This is a genomic window from Streptosporangium sp. NPDC002544 (assembly GCF_040295965.1).
Classification (GTDB): Bacteria; Actinomycetota; Actinomycetes; order Streptosporangiales; family Streptosporangiaceae; genus Streptosporangium.
In genome coordinates this window covers 71,411-92,606 of the sequence record NZ_JBEOWJ010000033.1, presented here as the reverse complement: position 1 = coordinate 92,606, position 21,196 = coordinate 71,411, and the positions used below count along the sequence as shown (strand labels likewise).

21 protein-coding genes and 1 pseudogene are annotated in these 21,196 nt (G+C 69.5%); 12 read left to right on the top strand and 10 right to left on the bottom strand.

Going from position 1 to position 21,196, the window contains the following annotated elements:
• Positions 1-44: 44 nt before the first annotated feature.
• Complete coding sequence (locus tag ABT061_RS37360; protein ID WP_350927045.1) at positions 45-521, top strand: MarR family winged helix-turn-helix transcriptional regulator; 477 nt, start codon at positions 45-47, stop codon at positions 519-521.
• Here ABT061_RS37360 and ABT061_RS37355 read toward each other — a convergent pair.
• On the bottom strand, positions 512-1,111 hold the full coding sequence (locus tag ABT061_RS37355) for a TetR/AcrR family transcriptional regulator (RefSeq protein WP_350927043.1): 600 nt from the start codon (positions 1,109-1,111) through the stop codon (positions 512-514). The genes ABT061_RS37360 and ABT061_RS37355 overlap by 10 nt on opposite strands.
• Positions 1,112-1,283: 172 nt before the next feature.
• Here ABT061_RS37355 and ABT061_RS37350 point away from each other — a divergent pair, with 172 nt between their 5' ends.
• Entirely contained in the window at positions 1,284-2,459 is a 1,176-nt protein-coding gene (locus ABT061_RS37350) for a YbfB/YjiJ family MFS transporter (protein WP_350927041.1), read from the top strand.
• Positions 2,460-2,578: 119 nt separating this feature from the next.
• The gene (locus ABT061_RS37345; protein WP_350927039.1) at positions 2,579-3,313 is read left to right on the top strand and encodes an alpha/beta fold hydrolase; all 735 of its coding nucleotides are present in this window, start codon (positions 2,579-2,581) and stop codon (positions 3,311-3,313) included.
• A gap of 82 nt (positions 3,314-3,395) precedes the next feature.
• Here the strand turns inward: ABT061_RS37345 and ABT061_RS37340 are convergent.
• From ABT061_RS37340 to ABT061_RS37330, 3 genes and pseudogenes are all read right to left on the bottom strand, one after another.
• Positions 3,396-3,722 (bottom strand): annotated as a pseudogene (locus ABT061_RS37340) (DUF4158 domain-containing protein); the annotation flags it as partial.
• Positions 3,709-4,446 carry a VOC family protein gene (locus ABT061_RS37335; protein ID WP_350927037.1) on the bottom strand — a complete coding sequence of 246 codons (738 nt, stop codon included), beginning with the start codon at positions 4,444-4,446 and terminating at the stop codon, positions 3,709-3,711. The gene ABT061_RS37335 and the pseudogene ABT061_RS37340, both read right to left, overlap by 14 nt.
• A 9-nt stretch (positions 4,447-4,455) precedes the next feature.
• Positions 4,456-5,460, bottom strand: coding sequence for a helix-turn-helix transcriptional regulator (locus tag ABT061_RS37330; RefSeq protein WP_350927035.1), 1,005 nt, complete (start codon positions 5,458-5,460; stop codon positions 4,456-4,458).
• 137 nt (positions 5,461-5,597) lie between these two features.
• On the opposite strand from ABT061_RS37330, the gene ABT061_RS37325 reads away from it, so the two are divergent.
• Positions 5,598-5,993: a RidA family protein gene (locus tag ABT061_RS37325; protein ID WP_350927132.1), complete on the top strand. Its 396-nt coding sequence runs from the start codon at positions 5,598-5,600 to the stop codon at positions 5,991-5,993.
• 73 nt (positions 5,994-6,066) lie between these two features.
• Positions 6,067-6,255: a hypothetical protein gene (locus ABT061_RS37320; protein WP_350927033.1), complete on the top strand. Its 189-nt coding sequence runs from the start codon at positions 6,067-6,069 to the stop codon at positions 6,253-6,255.
• Positions 6,256-6,337: 82 nt separating this feature from the next.
• On the opposite strand, the gene ABT061_RS37315 is transcribed toward ABT061_RS37320, so the two are convergent.
• Positions 6,338-7,321: an alpha/beta fold hydrolase gene (locus tag ABT061_RS37315; protein WP_350927031.1), complete on the bottom strand. Its 984-nt coding sequence runs from the start codon at positions 7,319-7,321 to the stop codon at positions 6,338-6,340.
• Positions 7,322-8,242: 921 nt separating this feature from the next.
• Between ABT061_RS37315 and ABT061_RS37310 the strand changes: the two genes are divergently transcribed.
• A complete protein-coding gene (locus ABT061_RS37310; protein WP_350927029.1) occupies positions 8,243-8,788 on the top strand; it encodes an AAA family ATPase in 546 nt (181 codons plus the stop codon).
• Positions 8,789-8,913: 125 nt separating this feature from the next.
• Here ABT061_RS37310 and ABT061_RS37305 read toward each other — a convergent pair whose 3' ends face one another.
• The 3 genes from ABT061_RS37305 to ABT061_RS37295 all read right to left on the bottom strand — a co-directional run bounded on the left by ABT061_RS37305 (position 8,914) and on the right by ABT061_RS37295 (position 12,860).
• Positions 8,914-9,981: an FAD-binding protein gene (locus ABT061_RS37305; RefSeq protein WP_350927027.1), complete on the bottom strand. Its 1,068-nt coding sequence runs from the start codon at positions 9,979-9,981 to the stop codon at positions 8,914-8,916.
• Positions 9,982-10,074: 93 nt separating this feature from the next.
• A complete protein-coding gene (locus ABT061_RS37300; RefSeq protein ID WP_350927025.1) occupies positions 10,075-11,460 on the bottom strand; it encodes a sensor histidine kinase in 1,386 nt (461 codons plus the stop codon).
• A 398-nt stretch (positions 11,461-11,858) separates the two neighbouring features.
• Positions 11,859-12,860: an AraC family transcriptional regulator gene (locus tag ABT061_RS37295; protein ID WP_350927023.1), complete on the bottom strand. Its 1,002-nt coding sequence runs from the start codon at positions 12,858-12,860 to the stop codon at positions 11,859-11,861.
• Positions 12,861-13,014: 154 nt separating this feature from the next.
• Between ABT061_RS37295 and ABT061_RS37290 the strand changes: the two genes are divergently transcribed.
• The 3 genes from ABT061_RS37290 to rox all read left to right on the top strand — a co-directional run bounded on the left by ABT061_RS37290 (position 13,015) and on the right by rox (position 17,129).
• Entirely contained in the window at positions 13,015-14,742 is a 1,728-nt protein-coding gene (locus ABT061_RS37290) for an NAD(P)H-binding protein (protein ID WP_350927021.1), read from the top strand.
• 393 nt (positions 14,743-15,135) lie between these two features.
• Complete coding sequence (locus ABT061_RS37285) at positions 15,136-15,309, top strand: hypothetical protein (RefSeq protein ID WP_350927019.1); 174 nt, start codon at positions 15,136-15,138, stop codon at positions 15,307-15,309.
• 383 nt (positions 15,310-15,692) lie between these two features.
• Positions 15,693-17,129 (top strand): rifampin monooxygenase, encoded by a 1,437-nt coding sequence (gene rox, locus ABT061_RS37280; protein WP_350927017.1) that lies wholly within the window; start codon positions 15,693-15,695, stop codon positions 17,127-17,129.
• Between the two features lie 41 nt (positions 17,130-17,170).
• Here rox and ABT061_RS37275 read toward each other — a convergent pair whose 3' ends face one another.
• Positions 17,171-17,941, bottom strand: coding sequence for a TetR/AcrR family transcriptional regulator (locus ABT061_RS37275; protein WP_350927015.1), 771 nt, complete (start codon positions 17,939-17,941; stop codon positions 17,171-17,173).
• A gap of 85 nt (positions 17,942-18,026) precedes the next feature.
• On the opposite strand from ABT061_RS37275, the gene ABT061_RS37270 reads away from it, so the two are divergent.
• The 3 genes from ABT061_RS37270 to ABT061_RS37260 are packed head-to-tail and all read left to right on the top strand — an operon-like array spanning position 18,027 to position 20,337.
• Positions 18,027-18,968, top strand: a complete 942-nt coding sequence (locus tag ABT061_RS37270; RefSeq protein WP_350927013.1) for an ATP-binding cassette domain-containing protein — start codon at positions 18,027-18,029, stop codon at positions 18,966-18,968.
• The gene (locus ABT061_RS37265) at positions 18,968-19,789 is read left to right on the top strand and encodes an ABC transporter permease (protein ID WP_350927011.1); all 822 of its coding nucleotides are present in this window, start codon (positions 18,968-18,970) and stop codon (positions 19,787-19,789) included. Before ABT061_RS37270 ends, ABT061_RS37265 begins: the two co-directional genes overlap by 1 nt.
• Positions 19,786-20,337, top strand: a complete 552-nt coding sequence (locus ABT061_RS37260; protein ID WP_350927009.1) for a DUF1707 SHOCT-like domain-containing protein — start codon at positions 19,786-19,788, stop codon at positions 20,335-20,337. The genes ABT061_RS37265 and ABT061_RS37260 overlap by 4 nt, the downstream gene beginning before the upstream one ends.
• A gap of 355 nt (positions 20,338-20,692) precedes the next feature.
• Here ABT061_RS37260 and ABT061_RS37255 read toward each other — a convergent pair whose 3' ends face one another.
• Entirely contained in the window at positions 20,693-21,169 is a 477-nt protein-coding gene (locus tag ABT061_RS37255; RefSeq protein ID WP_350927007.1) for a DUF6194 family protein, read from the bottom strand.
• Positions 21,170-21,196: the final 27 nt, after the last annotated feature.

The window sequence follows — 21,196 nt, the reverse complement described above, 5'->3', positions numbered from 1 at the left end:
CCGCTCATGCCGTGCAGGACGGACCATAGTCGCGCGAGTTCGTGGTGCTCGACATCCCTGCCGACGAGGACGCCCCCTCACAGCAGGATCTCGCCCACCGGCTCGGCATCAACCGCACGCCCTTGGCCAGGCTGCCCGATCGGCTCCAGGAGGCGGGCCATGTCATCCGCACCCGCAACCCGGCCAGCCGCCGCGCCTACCCGCTGTCCCTGACCGAGGCGAGCCGTACCACCCTGGACGGCATGCGCCACACCGTCGCCGACCGCGACGCCCGGCTCACTGGTGCCCTCACCACACCCGAACGGCGGCGCCTCACCGCGCTGCCGACCAAGCTCGTCGCCGACGACGGGCCATCCGCCATCCACGGCATCGAGCACCTGATAGCTCAAGCCCACTACCGGCTGCGCCACCTCGAGGATCATCCACGGCTTGGAAGGTGGGCTGCTGACCTGCGCATCCGTCATTTCGTGGGTCCGGGTGCCGAGTCACCGCAGACCGCCGATCCGGTGCGTCAGTCCTGAAGGCCGGTGCGAGCGGCGGCGGACAGCAGGGTGAGCGCGGCCTGGCGGGCGGCCTCGCCCGCGCCGGCTGTGTCGTGATGCGCGGCGACGACGGTCGCCCCCTCGACCAGCATGAGCAGTTGTCGTCCCAGGAGGGGCGGATCGACGGCTCCGGCACGGCCGGCGATGCCGGTCAGAAGCTCGAGGTAGCGGCCCAGGTGGCGCGCGGTGATAGTGCGTACGGCGTCGACGTGATGCTGGGCGGCCGCGTTCAGTATCGCGCAGCCACGGAAGACCGGCTCGTCGTACCACCGCTGGAGGGCGTCGAACACCGCGGCGAGTTGGTCGCCGGGGGCGTCCCCGGCGGCTGCGACGGCTTCGGCCAGCCAGTTCGTCACCCGCTCGCTGCGCGCTTGCAGCATGGCCTCCACGAGGCCGTCCTTGGTGCCGAAGTGCCGGTAGAGCGTCTCCTTGGACACCCCGATGCGGGTGCACAGCTCGGCAACGCCGATGCCGTCGAGGCCGCGCTCGTACAGCACCCGGGTGGCCGTCTCGAGGATGGCCGCTCGGGTGCGCTCCGGGTCGATCGTCGAGCCTTTGGGAACTGGCATGCCACAGATCGTACCGGTCGGTTCGTTCTACTGCTAGTATCCGAGTTCGTACCGATCGGTTCGATCTTTGGAGTGCCGTGCCAGACCTTTTCGCCTCACCGCAAATCCGGAACGTCTCGGACGCGCGGGACAAGACGCCTCGCGGCGATGCTGCCGCCGAGAGATGGGACCGATGACGCAGACGGCGCTGAAGGCGGGGCCCTGGGCGGTATGGCAGGCGGGTCGGCTGGCGCTCGGCACCGCCTCGGCACTCGGGCTCGCACGCTTCGCCTACGGCCTGCTCCTGCCGGCCATGCGCGAGGACCTGCGCTGGACCCTGGCTGAGGCGGGAGCGATGAGCACCGCCAACGGGCTCGGGTACCTCCTCGGCGCGCTGGTGACCGCCGCGGTCGTGCGCCGCTGGGGCACCGCCGCCGCTTTCCGCATCGGGATGGCACTCACGGCCGCTTCGCTGGCTGCCACCGCGGCGAGCGACGCCTACCTGGCGCTGCTGGCCGTGCGGGCCGCGGCCGGGGCGGCGGGAGCGGTGGTGTTCGTCGCGGGCGGCGTGATCGCCTCGCGCGTCGCCGCCCGCGCGGCCTCCGGTGCGCCCATCACCGTGTACTTCGCCGGCACTGGGCTGGGCATCGTCGTCAGCGGTGTGAGCATCCCCGCACTAGCGGAGCACTGGCGCCTGGCCTGGGTCGGCCTGGCCGTCGCTGCCGCACTGGCGACCGTGGCGAGCTGGAGCGCGGCGAGCACGGGCGAGGACGCGCATACCACCGCGGCCGGCCGGGCCCGCGTGCGCCCGCTGTGGGGGGCCGCCCTGGCCTACCTGCTGTTCGCCGCCGGGTACATCACCTACATCACTTTCCTGTCCGCCTACCTCGCCGACCAACACGCCCCGCTCGTCCAGGTGGTGCTCACCTGGACGGCGCTGGGCCTGGCCGTCATTGCGGCGCCCGCGCTGTGGAGCCGCCCCACCACCGAGTGGCCCGCCACCCGGGCACTGGCCACCCTGCTCGCCATCCTGGCCGGCGGAGCGGCGCTGGCACTGGCAGCACCCACGCCACCGGTCATCCTCGCCTCCGCAATCATCTACGGGGCGACATTCATGGGCGTCCCCGCCGCCATCACCGCCCTCATCAAGGGCAACGTCCCACCCGCCGACTGGACCGCCACGCTGGCGGCCTTCACCACGGTGTTCGCGGCAGGGCAGACCGCCGGGCCATGGATCGCCGGCGTGGTCGCCGATCACACCTCGACCGAGGCCACCCTGGCGTGGACCGCGATCCTGTGCGCCGCGGCCTCCGCGATCGCCATCGCCGGAGGCCGTGCGCGCCCCGGCCCCGGCGCGGCGCACAGCTGAGACGTACGCCTGACATCGGCGCCCCCGACACAGAGACCACGCATCCGATCGACGTTCTCTCCAGCAGCGCCTCACGAGCCACCAGACACGAAATCCGACAAGAGAAAGAGAGAAAGATCATGAGCAACTTCGTGCTCATCCCAGGAATGTGCCACGGCGGCTGGTGCTTCCAGGAACTCACCGGCGAGCTTCGCGCGCAGGGGCATGCCGTCTACCCGCTGACGCTGACCGGGCTCAGCGAGCGCAGCCATCTGCTGCACGGCGGAGTGAACCTCGACACGCACATCCAGGACGTGACCAGTGTGCTAGCCACTGAAAACATCCAGGATGCGGTGCTGGTCGGCCACAGCTACGGGGGGATGGTGATCACCGGTGTCGCCGACCGCGAACCCGAACGGGTGGATGCCCTGGTGTACCTGGACGCCATGGTGCCGGGGCCCGGCGACTCCTCCTGGACCCTCGTCTCCGACCAGGAACGGCGGTGGTACATGGACGTGGTGGAGACCGGCTACGCGGTGCGGCCGCTGCCCTTCTTCGACCCGCGGGCCACGCCCCACCCACTGGCCTCGCTGCTCCAGCCGCTCCAGCTCACCGGCGACCTCGCGCATATCCGCCGCAGGGACTACGTGTACGCCGCGAAATGGGACGGCCAATCCCCGTTCACTCCCCTCTACCGGCGGTTGCGTGAAGACCCCTCGTGGCGGACGTACGCGCTGGACAGCGGGCACAACCTCATGCGGGACGTGCCGCAGGACCTGTTGAAGATCCTGCTCCAGGTCGTTGACCCCGCTGATGGCGAGGAGTGGGACAACCATGACGACGCTCTGATGCCTCACCCCACCGAGCACCACTAGCCGGCCTCCTGCTGTTGCGACGCTCGCCATGAGCACCACGTCGTCGCCCGTCATGACCATGCCGGCTGCACGAGGCCTCTGTCACCTTGCGGAACCGGTGAAACTCCCGGATCCGTCCCCGGTGATTCTTCGCCTGCCGCGAGCTGAAGTCATAGTCGGCGAACAACTCCGGGCCGACCTTTACCTGCCCCGCCATGAAGTTCACCGCTGCCCGCGGCACATCCTCCCGCCGCGGGCAGCACGCCTCCTGCCCGAACTCGAAGTACTTGAGCATCACGCTGAATCCCAGGCGCGTTGCTCCCGTCTTGTTCGCCGACAGGGCGAACTCCTCCTCATCCAGCGTCCCGATGAGTCCGGTGGCGTGGGCGTGGCGGAGCAGGCGGGGAGGCTCCGCGTCAGGCCGGGCCAAGGACGCAGAACTCGTTGCCTTCCGGGTCGGCCAGAACCTTCCACGGGACGTCGCCCTGGCCTACGTCGGCGAGCGTCGCGCCGAGGGCCTCAAGCCGGCCCACCTCCGCCGCCTGACCGTCAACGGGGTAGGGCAGCAGGTCGAGATGGACGCGTTTCCACATCCCCTTCAGGTGGGGCGTGCGGAGGAACTCCAGATACGGGCCGACCCCCTTGGCGGAGCGCAGCAGCGCATGATCGTCGGTCACCTCGTGCAGGGTCCAGTCCATCGCCTCGCCCCAGAACCGTGCCATGGCCCGCGGGTCCGCGCAGTCGACGACCACCGCGGCGATCGGCCCGGTGTCCCGGTAGATCTCCCGAGGCTCCAGGACGCAGAACACGTTGCCCTCCGGGTCGGCCAGAACCGTCCATGGGAGGTCGCCCTGGCCCACATCGGCAGGCGTCGCGCCGAGCTCCTTCAGGCGCGCGACCAACTCCGCGTGATGGGCCGCAGAGGTGGTGGCGAGTTCGATGTGCGCGCGGTCTTTCACCGTTTCGGGGTCCGGGACGGCGATGACATCGACGCAGACCGCGGCGGGGACCGGCCAGGCGGAACCCACGGGCCTGACGCTGGTCGCACCGGGCTCCTCGCTGGAAACACCCCAGTCGAGCGCCTCCGCCCAGAACCGGCCCAGCGCCGAGTCGTCCCGGGCTTTGAAATTCACCTGAACAAGTTGCAGCGCCATGCCGCAACCCTATTCCCAAGGGATGAACTGACAGCCGAGATCGCCGAATTCGGAGTAGCGGGTGGCGATCGCGGCGGCACGGTTACGCAGGGAGTTGCGCAACCACTGCGGGGCCAGGGCTTCCGCGTCCGTGGTGAGCTGCCACAGCGCCCATTCGGCGTGCCTCGGATCTTGGAAGGTCACCTCCAGCCGCAGCCAGCCGTCTGAGTCGGCTTCTTCGGCGCGGACGGCCAGCGCGGTGCCCACCAGGTCCTCCCGCCGCGCCGGGTCCACTCGTACCAGCACGGTGACTTGGTCGCCGCCGGCCCGAAACCGCGTGCTGCGTTCCTGCCAGGCCCGGTCCAGATCGACCCGGTCTGGTCGCTGTGCGGGTTCGGCGAGTTCCTTGGCGGCCAAGACCCGGGACAGCCGGTAGGTGCGGTCCGCGCCAGACCTCATGGCCAACAAGTAGCCCCGGTCGCGTACGGTGACCAGGCCGATCGGGTCCACCGTGCGCCACTTCGGGATCTGGTCCACAGCCGCATAGTGGATGCGCAGCTTGTGTCCGGCGAACACCGCGCGCAGAACCTCGGCCGCTATGGCGTCAGGCACCTCCTCAGCGACCAGCCGACGCGAGAGGAGGTCTGTCTCCGGGTCGATGAGCAATCGCTCGGCCGCGCCGGCCGCGGTGTCCCGATAGCTTTCGGGTAGCGCGTCAACCACCTTGAGCATCGCCGAAGCGAGCGCCGAGCCGAGGCCGAATGCCTGCGCGCCGCGCCGCGATCCGGCGACCAGCAGGGCAAGGGCCTCGTCGTGGTTCAGTCCGGTGAGCTCGGTCCGGAAACCGGGCAACAACGCGAAACCGCCGTGCCGGCCGCGTTCGGCGTAGACCGGGACGCCGGCTGCGGACAGCGCCTCGATATCGCGCAGCACAGTGCGGGTGGACACCTCCAGCTCGCGGGCCAGCGCGGCCGCGGACAGCCGACCGTGCTGCCGCAGCAGCAGAACCAGCGAGACCAACCGGTCGGCGCGCACACGAAAACTCTACAGAAATACACGACACAGGATGTCGTGTATTCGCTGGGAGGCTGATCAACACGACGAAAAAGATGGCGGCTACCGAGCCGATGGACATACGTAATGTCGACGAATCGAATGGAGCTGATGTGGCAATGGAGCGAACGGCGGTCAACCCGTGGGCGTGGTCGGCGGAGATGGGGTACAACCAGGGTGAGATCGTCTCCGGGCACACCCGGACCCTGTACTGCGCCGGGCAGACCGCGATGAGCGGCGACGGCAAGCCCCAGCATGCCGGTGACATGGCGGCGCAGTTGGCGCTGAGCCTCGACAACCTGGAGGCCGTGCTCGGCGAGGCCGGCATGTCCCTCGCGAACCTCGTCCGGCTCAACGTCTACACCACCGACGTCGATCGGCTCTTCCAGCACTACGACGCGCTGGCGTCGCGGTTGGGCGCCGCCGGGGTGGCACCGTCCACCACGATGCTCGGGGTGACACGGCTGGCGATCCCCGACCTGATGGTCGAGCTTGAGGGGACCGCCGTCGCGTGATGCGACCTCGCCGCCTCCGGCAGGGCTGCCGGAGGCGGCACGAGTAGTAGGCAGGTGGGTGATTTCTTGCTCCATGAACGGGCTGGAGGCCGCCCGCAAACGCGGCCGCGTCGGCGGCCGCCGCCCCGTGGTCGACGACGACGAACGCGCCGCCATCCTCGCCCGCCGCCAGCACGGAGAATCCATCCGCACCACCGCCGCCGGAGTCAACGTCTCCGTCGGCATCGTCCACAAAACCCTCACAGACACCGAGGCCCCGTAGGCTGCCCCGGAGCAACAGCCCTGATGTGGCAGCGAACGAGAAGTCGCGCCAGGGAGCCTGGGCGGGCGCGGCAGAGGGGCCTTTATTCGGTGGGCAGGGCCGTGAGCCATTCGGTCAGGAGCTGGTTGACCTCCTCGGGACGTTCCTGCTGGATCCAGTGGCCGCAGCCGTCCAGGAGGTGGGAGGAGACCAGCCCGGGAAGGGTGGCCGGGTAGGCGTTGATCGCGTCGGCCATCCAGGTCGTGGAGGCGTCCAGGCTGCCGCCGATGAACAGGGAGGGCTGCTTGATGGGAGCGTCGTTGAAGTCGGCGAGGTCCTCCCAGTCGCGGTCCATGTTGCGGTAGCGGTTGAGCGCGCCGGTCATGCCGGTGCGTTCGAACTCCCCTGCGTACACCTCCAGGTCGTCCTCGGCGAGCCAGGAAGGCAGCCGGCCGCTGGGGAACCGGTCGCGCAGCGTTGCGCCGGGGCTGACGAAGTGCGGGTCGGGGGCATCGGGGCCGGACATGGTCTCGGCGGACAGCGCCGCGTAAAAGCCCGCGAGCCAGCCCCGCACGTCGGGTTCCATCTCGGCCTCGGCGCGGCCCGGCTCCTGGAAATAGGAGACGTAGAACTCCTGGTCACCGCCCATCTGAGCGAAGAGGCCGGTGGGGCGGGGGCCGCCGGGCGGCGCGTAGGGCACACTTAGCAGCCCCACCGCGCGGAAGACCTCGGGGTGCAGCAGGGCGGACGTGGCCGCGATGTTCGAGCCCCAGTCATGGCCGATGATCACTGCCGACTCCTCACCCAGGGCGCGCACCAGCGCGACATTGTCCTCCACCAGAGCGAGCATCCGATAGCTGTCCTCCGCGGCCGGCTTGGAGGATCGGCCGTAGCCGCGGACGTCGAGCGCGACCGCCCGGTAACCGGCCTGCGCGAGCACCGGGAGCTGGCGGCGCCAGGAGTACCAGGACTCGGGGAAGCCGTGGACGAGCAGCACCAGCGGCCCGCTCCCCTGCTCCGCGACATGAATCCGGCCGCCCGGCACGGACACCGAACGATGTGTGATCTCTGCGACGTGCTGCGACATGCGTCCCCTCCAGATGGCGTGCCCGCTTCTGCCAGCGGCAGTGCTCTTGTCCCCCGCTCCGCGTCCCCTTCTGCTCCGCGGGCGCTACCACCGATCATCTCGCTGACCTGGCCAGTCGCCGAAATCCTGTTGCCGGATCGGCAACTTCCACGATGCGGCCCGCCCAAGCTCCCCAGCGTCACTTCTCGTTCCCCTGCCACATCAGGGCCGCGACCACCCGTATCCGAACCGGCAGTGGCGATAACCCCAGCCCCGACGGCTCGCTAACGCCACCTGGCCTGGGCTCGGTGGCCGCTCCTCCTCTTGGTCGGGGGGGCGTCATCCGGAGGGCTCACATCGATTTTATGGGTGATGGGTCTTTAGTCCATTTTATAAATGATCTTGAATCCTAGTCAGCGCCTTTACAATGTAGATTCATTAGGTCACGATGGCGACGATCAGGCATCCTCTCCGACGTGTTCCGCGAGGGCCGGACGGCCGCGTACCTGCACGGCAACTGCATCGGCGCGGGCATCGAACTGCCCGCGCCGCCCGGTTCGCTGCCCCGCCCCTGACCACCGTCGCCATCGACAGTGGCGACCTGGGAGCGCGCATCGCCCATCCCCTCCTGCGGGTCCTGAGCGGCGGGAGCGCGGATCTGGTCCTCGTTCCGGACAACGTGCACGTGATCGAGCGGAACTCCACCTGATCACTCACCGACGAGGGGCCCACCCATCCGCCGGATTCCTGCGATCTCGTCGTCGATCTTTACGTAGAGTGCGGTCAGGAGGGTCTCGAGGTTGTCGTCACACGGATCATTGAGGCCCGCGCTCCTGTCGCGGGCCGGAACCTGGGACCTGCTCCTCCAGGCGACCGCCGATCACCCCATCTGACAAAGTCGGGCCGGGCGGCGTCCATGTCCGAGACGTACGGGGGCGATTGATGAAGCGCTACATCCTGACCGGCACCCCTGGAGCCGGGAAGACGGCGATCCTGCGTTGGCTGGAGTGTGACGGCTACACCGTCGTCGAGGAGGCGGCGACAGATGTCATCGCCCTGCACCAGGCCCGGGGTGAACCCGAGCCGTGGACGAAGCCGTCCTTCGTGGAGGCGATCACTACCCTGCAGCGCCGACGGCAGGAACAGGCCGCGGCCCTTCCCGGCGATGTACAGATCTACGATCGATCACCCGTCTGCACCTACGCCCTGGCCACTTATCTCGGCCACCCCGTCTCTCCGGCCCTGTCCCGCGAATTGGAACGCATCCAAGCTCAGCAGATCTACGCCAAGAAGGTCTTCTTCATCCAAAACCTCGGGTTCATCACACCGACCGACGCGCGATTGATCACCTTCGAGGAGTCGCTGCGATTCGAGCAGGTTCACCAGGACACCTACATCTCACTCGGCTACGAGTGCGTGCCGATCGCTCCGGGCATGCTGCCGGACCGGGTAGCGGCGGTCAAGAAGCAGCTCGAAGCCGCATCATGACCGGACCACGGACCACATCGGAGCCACTCGTCCAGGGAACATCGGCGCCCGCCGGCACGGCCGTGCTCACCATGCTGCGGAGCCCGTCGCGCCAATCGATGCTGGAAATGGAGCCTCCGACGAGCTCATGGAGCTTGCCGACGTCGGGGCACATGCCTTTGGCCGGAGAAGGTCGAGTCGCCGAGCGAGGTGCCGCTGCAGTACCCCCAGGCGGGGATGCCGCTGGTGGTACGTCCCGCGGCGCACAGGCCGGGGACCGGTCGCCGTCGAGCGAGAGGACCTCGCCGTGAAACGACGTGTACAGGCCGCCCGGTGGTGAAGATCGAAAACATCGCGTTCCGGAGGTCGAGCACCCCGTACGGCGGCTTGAGCGGCCTGACCCACCCGGCCGACTTGTGGCAGACCGGATCCTCACCCTTCTCGGCGGCTGCGTTGTACAGCCCGACCGTGGCGGTCAGCGCCCCTGGCGCCGGCCCCATCTCGGTCTCCAACTCGGCGAGGTCGTTCGAGACCCAGGTCGGCTCGACCACGTACCCGGACGCCTGCCGCGTCTCCTCATTGGCTGTGTCGTCGTAGAGCAGGAATATCTGCCGATCCTGACGGAACAGCGAGGCCTGCCCGGCCCGACCCGGGTAGCCGTCCTCGTTGATGAACCGGTTCCCATGCCGGTCGAGCAGCAGCGACCGGTAGAGCAGCGCCGGGTCGGCGGGGAAGGCCGTCTGACCGGCCTCCATGTGCAGGACCGCCGCGCCGACCGCCTGGCCCATCCGGATGGCGGAACCGTCGTCGCCGTCGGTGCCGGTGAGGTGGTTGCCGGGCATCGCCGCGTTCGCTCCGAACCCGCCCGCCGAGAGCACCAGCCCGCGCCGTGCCTTCACGAACGACCGCTCGCCGAACGTCACCACCTCCGCCCCGACCACCCGGTCCCCGTCGACGACCAGGCGCCCTACCCGGGTGTTGTAGTGCGTGTGCACACCCGCGTCCGCCGCGGTGTCCGCGAGGTGCTTCATCAGCACCCAGCCGGCTGACTGCTCCCCCGGCTTCTTGTTGGTCATGGCCGGAACGTGGCCCCGTGGGGCGGGCGCCGCGATGTCCGCGAACGGGTGGGCGTTCTCTCCGCCGGTGAACATCAGCCCGTACCCGCTCGGGGCCTCCCACGACGGCTCGGTCCACAACCTCGGCTCGAACGGCACCCTGTCCGTGCCTCGCCTACCGAGGTCGGCTCCGCCGTGCCCTTGGCCCCGGTGCGCGGCTCGCGTCAAAGGACGAACCGCCGGTTTACCAGGTCACACCTTCGTCGGCGTGCGAGCGTGATCTGCGGAAGGTGCGGAATGGCCGGGGAGGCGCAGCACGAACCGTGCGCCGCGGGGGCTGTCTTCGATGGTGAGGGTGCCGCCGTGGGTTTCGGCGATCTGCCGGGCGATCGGCAGGCCGAGCCCCGTGCCGCCGGCGTCCCTTCTGCGGGAGGCCTCCAGGCGGGCGAACCGCTGGAAGATGGCCTCCCGCTGGTCGGGGGCGATGCCCTCGCCGTCGTCGCACACCTCCAGCACCGCCGTGCCCGCCTCCAATGTGAGGGCGACCGTGATGGCGGAGTCGGCGTGGCGTTCGGCGTTGTCCAGCAGGTTGTTCAGCAGCCGGGCCAGGCCGATCCGCTCCCCGTTGATCATCACGCCGGGGGTGAGGTGACAGATCACCGCGACCCGGCGTGGCCGCCGGTCCAGCTCGGCCGCCACCAGGCCGGTCAGGTCGATGGGATCGCGTTGGCCGCTGATGCCCGCGTCCAGCCGGGCGATCTGCAACAGGTCGGTGACCAGGTCCTGAAGCCGTTCCACACTGTCCAGCAGCGCGTTCGCCGTTCGCGGCCAGTCGGTCTCCTTCGGGTACATGAGCGCCTCATCGATCTGCACGCGTATGGCGGTCAGCGGGCTGCGCAGATCGTGGGAGGCGTCCGAGGCGAACCGCAGCTGCTGCTCAACCGCCGCCTGGGCCCGGTCCAGGGTCTTGTTCGCGATCTCGGCGAGGTCGCGCAGCTCGTCTTGGTACTTCGGTACCGGCACCCGGTGGCCGAGATCACTCGCGGTGATCTGGGCCAGTTCTCTGCCGATCGCACCCACCGGCTCCAAGGTCTTGCTCACGGTCCGGTAGGTGCCCGCCGCGGTCGCCCCGACCAGCAAGAGCCAGCCGGCGGCGAGCGGGATCAGCAGCCGAGGGCCCACGTACCAGGGAACATCGGCAACGGCCATGTTGAGCAACCAGACGCCGTCGGCCTTGTGCAGGGGGTAGGAGATCACGATCTTGCACTGGCCGGGGAACGCCCGCAGATCGCACAACCGCGCAATCGCATAAGAGTCGACATCAGGGCGAAGGTTTGTTATTGGCGGCTCGCGCGCCGTGAAGCCCGGGGTGGCGGTGACCAGCGTGCCGGCCGGGTCGAACACCTGGATCGCCTCATTGCGCCTGTTCAGCAGCAGGTGGGGGGATATGCCGCTGTGGCGTATCTGCCTGGCCATCTCCATGGCGTGGGTGGCGAGCCGTTGTGTCCGATCATCGACGGAGGCTTCCCGTACCGCCACCAGGGCGAACACCGCGACAACAGTGCAGAGCAGCGCCATGACGGCGCCGGCCACCACGGTCAAGCGGATCCTGATGGAGCACCGATGCCACGTGCTCACCTTGATCCTCCCCTCATGAGCAGACGCACACCCTTATGGCGACTCCTTACCGGTCCTGGGAAGACTCACGACCAAAGCCGTGTAAACGTCAGCTGGAACGCATGGAATGCCCATGTTGTGGCGAAAGAAGCAATGGGCGAGAGCGACCGCCGCCAGCGGCTCCAGGCCCAGCCGAACACGGAGGCGCGGTAGCCGGCCCACCCGAACCGGCTCTACCGCAAAAACGGGGTCCGATCCTCCCCAAGGGCCGGCGAGCCGCGTGAGCCCGGGAGGGTCGGTCATGTTCCCGCTGGGGGTGGAGGTGGGTGCGCTGTCCGTCGTGATCGAGGGTGCAGCTGTGACCACCGCGAGCTGTGTGCCCCGGCGCGCCGCACGACGACGAACAGCCGGCGGCACGGTCACTGTGAAGGTTGTGGTGCCATTACGTCGACCCCACTGTTCTGGGTTTCCACTCGGCTCTGTCGTCGGTATTTGCCCGGTGCGGTGCCGTACTCCCGCTTGAAGGCGGTGGCGAAGGCGAACTCCGAGGTGTAGCCGATCCGGGTGGCCACCTCGCCGAGCGGGGCATCGGACTCACGGAGAAGCCGGGCGGCGGTGGTCATGCGCCACCAGGTCAGATAGGTGAGGGGCGGCCGGCCGATCAGGGTGGTGAAGCGCCGGGAGAAAGCCGCCCGCGACAGTCCCGCCTGGCTGCTGAGTGTCCCAACCGTCCAGGGGAGTGCGGGATCACGGTGGAGGGCGTGCAGTGCGGAGCTGATCGCCGGGTCGCCCAGTGCCGCGGCCCAGCCGACGGCCGTGCCGCGTTCGGACTGTTCGTCGAACCAGGCGCGCAGGATGTAGAGCAGCAGCACGTCGAGCAGGGCGGGCACGACGGTGTCCACACCTAGGCGGGGAGCGTCGAGTTCGCCGCCGAGGAGGTCGACGGCGGCGCGCAGTTCGGGACGGTGCCCAAGGCGGGCAGGCAGGTGGACGATCTCGGGCAAGTCGCCCAGGAGCGGATGGGCTCGGCTGGGATCGAGCCGGTATCCACCGCAGAGGGTCACGGTGACCGCCTGCGAGCCGTCCTGTCCGGCCTTCCCCACGGTCGCGGAGGCGTAGCGGTCTTCGAATCGAGGGTCGTTCAGTGGGTCGCAGACAGGTTCGGTCAGCGGGGTGGCGGGGCTGTCGGCGAGCGCGTAGCCGCTTCCGTGGGGCAGGAACACCACGTCGCCGACGTTCAGCACGATGGAGGTACCGCCGTCCGGGGGGATCAGCCGGCATGATCCCTGCAGGACCACTTGAAAGCCGGCGGAGCCAGGCACGGTGGGGAACCGCTGCCCCCAGGGGGCGTGCCACCGAACGCGCGCCGAACGGGGTTCCCCGGCGCGCATCGCGGCGATCACATCGCTGAGTACATCCACGGTGAGAGTCTATCTCTGCGGCCATACGAAGACGTACGCGTATAAATATGAGATTTCTAAGCATTGGACGTCTCTCTTCATCCCCATACGGTTGAGCGCACACGAAGTGATCAACCATTGGGAGCCTTTTATGCCGGGGCAACGCAGGATTCTGGTGATCGGTGCGACCGGCACGGTCGGCCGGCAGGTCGTGGCTCAGCTGCTCGAGGCGGGGGCAGAGGTTCGCGCGCTGGCCCGCGATCCCGAAGTGGCCGGCCTGCCGGACGGCGTCGAGGTCGTACGGGGCGACCTGGCCCATCCGGCCACTCTGCACGCGCCCTTGGACGGGGCCGAGGCCGTGTTTCTCCTCTGGCCGTTCGCCACGGCCGAGGGGATGCCCGCGGTTCTGGATGTGGTCGCCACACATGCCCGCCGCGTCGTCTACCTGTCTTCCGCGGCCGTACGCGACTACGAACAACAGGTCGAGCGGCTGATCGAGCGGTCCGGGCTGGAATGGACGTTCCTGCGACCGCACGCCTTCGCGGCCAACGCCTTGCGGTGGGCCGGGCAGATCCGCGCCGAGGCAGTCGTGCGTGAGCCGTACGGCGCGGCCGCCATGCCCCCGCTGCACGAGCGGGACCTCGCGACGGTCGCGGTGCGCGCACTCGTCGGCGACGGGCACAACGGCGCGGTCTATGAGCTGACCGGGCCCGAGATACTGACCCAGGCCGAACAGGCGAGCATCATCGGGGAGGTGATCGGCCGCCCGGTGCATTGGGAGGAGACCTCGCCGCAGACCGCGCGGCAGCGGATGCTCACCCGGGGCTGGCCACCCGCGGCCGTGGACGGCATCCTCCAGGCCCAGGCCGAGATGGCGACCGCACCGAGAGTGGCCACGGCCACGGTGGCAGAGGTAACCGGAGCCCCGGCACGCACATTCCGCACCTGGGTGGCCGACCACGCGTGCGAGTTTCGCGACACCATGAAGGCCGCCCGCATCCATGAGTACGGCGACGCCTCCGTCATCCGATACGAAGAAGTACCGCGGCCCGCGCCCGGACCGGGCGAGGCCCTGATCCGGGTCGCCGCCACCTCGTTCAATCCTTCGGAGACGGCGCTGCGGTCGGGGATGCTGCCCGCGCTGCCGGTCGACCTGCCCTACACCCTCGGCTGGGACGTCTCCGGCACGATCGCCGAGCTCAGCGACGACGTGGAGGGGCTGGCCGTGGGCGACCGGGTCATCGGCCGTCTCGACGCGGGCGGCGCCGCGGCCGAGTACGTCACCGCCCCGGCCGGCGTGCTGGTCAAGGCACCTGTCACTGTTCCCCTCTCCGACGCGGCCGCGATCCCGGTCGCCGCGCTCACCGCCTGGCAGGTGCTGTTCGAGCACGCCCGCATCACCGCGGGCCAGCGCGTGCTCATCAACGGCGCCGGTGGCGGCGTGGGCGTGTTCGCCGTCCAGCTCGCCAGGCACGCGGGCGCGACAGTGGTCGCCACGGCCAGCGGCCGCAGCGCCGCGGCGGTCCGCGAGTACGGCGCCGACCAGATCATCGACTACACGACCACCGCTCTCGCAGCTGCGCTGGACTGCCCGGTCGATGCCGTCGTCAACCTCGCTCCGATCTCCCCCGAGGCCGCGGTGAGCCTGGTCTCCCTTCTACGGCCGGGCGGCGTCATCGCCTCCGTCGCCACCCCCGTCGAGCCGCCCGCCGACGCCGATGTCACCGCCCTCCACATGGTCGCCCGCAACGACGCCAAGCAGCTGGGCGAGATCGTCGAACTCCTCGACGCCGGCGCGCTCATCGTCGACGTCGCCGAATCCCACCATCTGTCCGACCTCGCGCTGGTCCACCGCAGGAGCGAGGCGGGCCAGACCCACGGCAAGATCACCATCTTGCCCTGAACGTAGGCATCTCCGGGGTCGAGGCAGATGTGCTCGGGGCTGGGACGGCGGGCGAGGACCGGGCGGCGGTCGGACAGGAACAGCGGCCCGCGAGTACGGACCGGTGCGTCGGAGGGCGGTCGATGGGATGGGGCGGCGGCTTGCCCGAGGAGCCGAGCCTGTTTCACCTCTGCAGGTTCGCGGTGACAGATCGCTACTTCTCGTGAGGTCCCTGAGCTTTCTTACTCGGCCGGGCCATGTCTCGGTGCTGCACGGACGTGCGCGCGTTCGCGCACCGCGCCCGCCGGCACGTCGATGCCCGCCGCCCTCGCGAGGTGGTCTCCCCGAGCGAGACCCGGGCGGCTCTGAGGTCGTTCCAGCGCGCGCTCGAAACCGGGGACCCGCAGTACCTCCTTGACGTGCTCGCCCCGGAGGTCGTCCTTAAACGAGGACGTCGCCCGGCTCTCCCCGCTCAAGCACGCGAATCTCAACGTGCTGGGCCGCTACAGCTTCCGCGCCTCCCCCCGCCGACGGCGGCCTGCGGCCCTGCGCGACCCGGCCACCACCGACACCGACGAGCGGGGATGAGCAGGTGTGTTCAGCCGGCGGCGGCATCGCCGTACGCGGCGTGTCACCGCTTCGGGAGGAGCTTGTCCGTCCACGGCGGACGGCAAAAGGCAAAGGCAAGGAGACCATCCACTCCCTGCCACTCTCAACGTATAGCGCACCGGGGGGCTTGCGGCAAGACCCGGGTCGTGCTGCAGAATCGTCGGCCGAGGCCAGAACCTGCGGAAATCAGAGATTCGTGAAGTACGTGTTCTTCTGTCGACGTGTGGATCACGCGGGACGTCGAACCGCCGGTGGAACTCGCGGCGCGGTTGCGGGCACTCGACGCGGAGGTGCGGGTACGCGCGCCGCCGGGCTGCCCGAAGCAGCCGGCCGAAACGCAGCCTTGTTGAATGGGGGTTTTCATGATTGACGTGATCGTCGCCGGTGGCGGACCGACCGGCATGATGCTGGCCGGCGAGTTGCGGCTGCACGATGTGCATGTGCTCGTGCTGGAGAAGGAGGCGGAGCCGGCCGGGTATGTCCGCTCGCTCGGCCTGCACGTGCGCAGCATCGAGGTGATGGACCAGCGCGGTCTGCTGGAGCGGTTCCTCACGCACGGCCAGAAGTACCCGGTCGGCGGTTTCTTCGCCGGCATCACCAAGCCCTCGCCCGACCGGCTGGACACCGCGCACGGCTACGTCCTCGGCATCCCGCAGAGCACCACCGATCGCCTGCTGGCCGAGCGTGCCGCCGAGGCCGGCGCCGAGATCCGGCGCGGCTGCGAGCTGGTCGGGCTGAGCCAGGACGGGGACGGGGTGACCGTCGAGCTGGCCGATGGCACGCAGCTGCGCTCGCGCTACCTCGTCGGCTGCGACGGCGGCCGCAGCACGGTGCGCAAGCTGCTCGGCGTCGGCTTTCCCGGCGAGCCCGCCAAGGTCGAGACGCTGCTGGGCGAGATGGAGGTGGCCGAGGATCCGGCGACGGTTGCCGCCATCGTCGCGAAGGTCCGCAAGACCCAGCTGAGGTTCGGCGCCGGGCACCTCGGGGACGGGGTGTACCGCGTCGTCGTGCCCGCCGAGGGGGTGTCCGAGGACCGCACGGTTCCGCCGACCCTGGAGGAGTTCAAGCAGCAGTTGCGGGTGACCGCGGGTACCGACTTCGGCGTGCACTCACCGCGCTGGCTCTCCCGCTTCGGCGACGCCACCCGGCTGGCCGAGCGCTACCGGACCGGCCGGGTGCTGCTGGCCGGCGACGCGGCGCACATCCACCCGCCGACCGGCGGGCAGGGGCTCAACCTCGGCGTACAGGACGCGTTCAACCTCGGCTGGAAACTGGCCGCCGAGGTCGGCGGCTGGGCGCCGGAGGGGCTGCTGGACAGTTACCACACCGAACGGCACCCGGTGGCCGCCGACGTGCTGGACAACACCCGCGCGCAGATGGAGCTGATGTCCCTCGAGCCGGGCCCCCGGTCAGTGCGCCGGCTGTTGTCGGAACTGATGGACTTCGAGGAGGTGAACCGGTACCTGATCGAGAAGATCGTCGCGATCGGGGTGCGCTACGACTTCGGCGGGGGGCATGAACTGCTCGGCCGGCGGATGCGGGACGTGGAGCTGAAGCGGGGTCGCCTCTACGAGCTGATGCACGGCGGCCGCGGGCTACTACTCGACCAGACCGGCCGGCTCTCGGTGGCGGGCTGGGCAGAGCGGGTCGACCACGTCGTCGACGTCGTCGAGGCCAGCGAGGAACTGGACGTGCCCGCGGCGCTGCTGCGGCCGGACGGCCACGTGGCGTGGGTCGGTGAAGACCAGCAGGATCTGCTCAGCCAGCTGCCCAGGTGGTTCGGCGCTGCCGCCGGCTGAGCGCGCAGTTGCGGCTCGAAATGGCCATTGCCTGGCCGGTGCTAATCGTCGCGGTCTTCCTGCCCCTCTCGGTGCGCCGGCACCGGGGGCTCGGCCGTTGACGGGAGGGCCGCGGCGATGCAGTCGAGGACGCGCTGGAGCCCGTACCGGAACTGGTCGTCGCGGCTCAGATGCGGCTGGCGCGCCTCCATCACGATCTTGGTGAAGATCGGGTACTCCCCGCTCTTCACCAGCCGGTCGACGTACGGGTAGCTCCGCGCCATCCACTCCGACTCGCTGAGCCCGCTGCGGCGGAATTCCTCGGCCGAGCTGATCTCCTCGCGGACGGTGCCCTCGACGTAGCTGTTCAGCATGGCCATGAGGCCGAGGTTCTCGTCGATGGAGACGAAGGCGTCGAGCACTCCCATCAGCCGTTCTATCAAGAGCAGCTGGTTGGGGCCGAAGCTGGGGAGTGACCGCTGCACGGTGGCGATCCACGGGTGCCTCAGCCACATGGCCCGCAGCCCGTCGGCGTAGCGGGTCAGGTCGGCGCGCCAGTCGCCCGAGGGCATGCCCGTGACGTCGATCTCGCCCATCAGCCGGTCGGCCATGAGCTCGACCAGGTTGTCGCGGCTCGGGACGTACCGGTAGAGGGACATCGCGCCGGCGCCGATCTCGGCGGCGATCCGCCGCATGGTGGCGGCCTCCAGCCCCTCGGCGTCGGCGATCCGGATCGCCGCCTCGGTGATCTGCGCGCGGCTGTAGGTGGGCTTCGGCCCACGGGCCGGGCGTTCGGGCCGCATCCAGATGTTCACGTACTCGGCGTCGGTCACCGTTCCACCCCCTACTTGCGTACATAGTACCCAGTAACTTAGCCTGGCCGACATAACCGCGTACAACGTACCCAGTGGAGGGATCATGGCGGATCCGGTCGTCTTCGCCGAGGGGCTGCACAAGTCCTTCGGCGACACCCATGCGCTGCGGGGGCTGGACCTGAGCGTTCCGAGAGGAACGGTCTGCGGCGTACTGGGGCCCAACGGCGCGGGGAAGACGACCGCGGTGCGCATCCTGGCGACCTTGTCCGATCCCGATGCCGGGCACGCCCGCATCGCCGGATACGACGTCGTCCGCGAGGCCGGCAAGGTGCGCGCCAGGATCGGGCTCGCGGGCCAGTACGCCGCCGTGGACGAGAAGCTCACCGGCCGTGGCAACCTGCGCATGTTCGGGCGCCTCTCCCACCTGTCCCGGCGCGAGGCGTACCGGCGGGCCGACGAGCTGCTGGAGCGCTTCGGTCTGATGGACGCCGCCGATCGGCAGGTCACCGGCTACTCCGGCGGCATGCGGCGCCGCCTCGACCTGATCACCAGCCTCATCCTGCGCCCCGAGGTGCTCTTCCTGGACGAGCCGACCACCGGTCTGGACCCGCGCAGCCGCGGCGAGATCTGGGACAACGTCCGCGAGCTGGTGGCGGACGGCACCACGGTGCTGCTCACCACGCAGTACCTGGACGAGGCCGACCAGCTGGCCGACGACATCGCCGTCGTCGACCACGGACAGGTGATCGCCACGGGCACACCCGACGAGCTGAAGGCCACGATCGGCGACCGCCTCGACGTCGTCCTCGAAGACCCCGCCGCCCTGCGTCCGGCGGCGACCGTGCTGAAAGCCCTGGCCGGGACCGATCCCACGATGACCGGCGCCGACCGGCTCAGCGTCGCCCTGCCGGGCGGCGGCTTCCGGCTCGCCGACATCGTGCGCGAGCTCGACCGCGCCGGGGTCGCCGCGGCCGACGTGCGGCTGCGCCGCCCCACCCTGGACGAGGTGTTCCTGCGCCTCACCGACCGGAAGGAGCTGGTCTGATGACCGACCTCGCCCCGCCGCTGGGCCGCCGCCTGCGGTGGACGTTCACCGACGGACTGACCCTGGTCGGCCGCGAGCTGGGACGGCTGCGACACGATCCCGGCGAACTCGTCGCGGCGCTGATCTTCCCGGCCGTCATGGTGGTGCTGTTCGGGTACGTCTTCGGCAGCGCGATCCAGGTGCCGGACGGCGGCGACTACCGCGAGTACCTCATGCCCGGCCTGTTCGCGATGGTGACCTTCTCCGCGGTGATGGGGGTCATGACGCGGATGGCCACCGACGCCTCCCGCGGTGTGATGGACCGGTTCCGCTCCATGCCGATGGCGCGCTTGGCGGTGCCGTTCGGGCAGACCGGCGCCGACCTGCTGACCGGCCTGCTGATGCTGGCCATCATGGTGGGCGCGGGCCTGCTGGTGGGCTGGCAGCCGCACCGCGGCCTGATCCCCACGGCCCAGGCGTTCCTGCTGATGATCGTGCTGCGGTACGCGCTGAGCTGGGTGGGCGTCTATGTGGGCCTGGCGGTGAAGAACGACCAGGTCGCCGACGCGATGGTGCCGCTGTTCCTGCCGTTCACGATGCTGTCGAACGCGTTCGTCCCGACCGACGGCATGCCGGGCTGGCTGCGCTTCCTGGCCGACTGGAACCCGGTGAGCGCGCTCACCGCCGCCTCCCGGGAGCTGTTCGGCAATCCGGGTGTGACGTCCGGAGACGTGGCCTGGCCGCTCGCTCATCCGGTGGCTACCGTCCTGCTCTGGTCGGCCGCGCTGCTGGTGGTGTTCGTCCCGCTGTCGGTCCGTACCTACAGTCGCTGGGGACGGTGAGGGCCCGGGCCGGCGGGTCGGACCGCCGGCCGCCGCTGATCAGCGAAGACGATCGCGACACGGCCGTGCAGCGCATACAGGAGGCGTACGCCGAAGGACACATCTCACACCAGGAGATGGACGAACGCCTCCACCAGGCGCTCACCGCCGAGACGCACAGCGAGCTCGTGCTGGCTCTGGCCTCGCTCCCGGAGGAGAACGCGGGCACCACGTCCACGATTGCCGCCGTCAGCGGACGGATCCGGCGGCGCGGCGCATGGCGGGTACCTCGGATCCTCAAGGTCGAGTCCGCATTCGGAAGGGTGCATCTGGACCTGTCCCGGGCGGTCATCGAGCATCCGGTAGTCGACGTCAAGTTGCAACTCGGCACCGGCAGGGCCAGGATCACGGTGCCTCGCGACGCGATCGTCGACGTCGAGGGGCTGTACACCGGGTGGAAGGGCCCGCTCTACAAGACCCGGCGGCGCTCCCGCCCCGGCGGGCCGAGGATCCGGATCTCTGGGACCATGGGGTTAGGACGGTTGAAGATCCGCCACGCGCGGCGTTGAGGCCCCAACCGGCACCAGGGACCAATCGATCTCAGCGCGGCCGGCGTGTTCGCGGCGCCCTTCCTGCGACGGTTGACGCCCCACAGGCGGTCGTCGCGCCGCACCGGTGATCGCCAACGAGCCGGGGAGGGGCCGTGATGAGGACCGCTGAAGATCTTCAAGAAACCATGGTCATTTGAAGATCACCGCGCTGTTCCGGCGACATCGAGGAACCGCCCCCGGCGTTGATCGGCCACTCCCTGCTCACGGCGGCCCCCAACGGTGATCTTGGACGAGCCGTCGGAGACCTACCAGCAGGCAGACCTCGGGTGGGGAACGCCACCTCAAACTCCACGATCTCCAGGGCCGCCTCACGTCAGCGCGCCGTGGATTCAGCGTGTCGCTCATAGCGCGAGCGTGCGAGGTGATGGGCCGTACACAGCAGCTCACGGGTTGCCGCCTCAGCACGCGGGCCCGGGTTCACCACTGCCAGCCAGCCGACGGCGCCGTAGACGGGGTGCGCGATCACGGTGTCGGCCGCGCTGGGGTCGACCTCGGTGGCGGCTGATTCGCGTGGCGCGTGACCGGTCCACCGGATGAACGCTTCTTTCCCCGCGGAGATGTTCACCCGGAAGGTGTCCGGCCGGTCCAGGCGCGACGCCTCGTCACCGGGGTAGTTCTTGGTCACGACCGTCGCGAAGGGCTGGGTCGTTGTCGGGGTGACACCATCAGGTGCGTAGTAGAAGAACGTGTCGCCCCAGCTGATCTCCGGCGAGCCGTCGCCAGGTGCCGGCCTGAGGGTCAAGACGCCGTCGAGGCCGTCGATGAAACTGATGATCTCGTCTATGGTCATGTGCTCTAGCGTTACATTAAAGTGCTT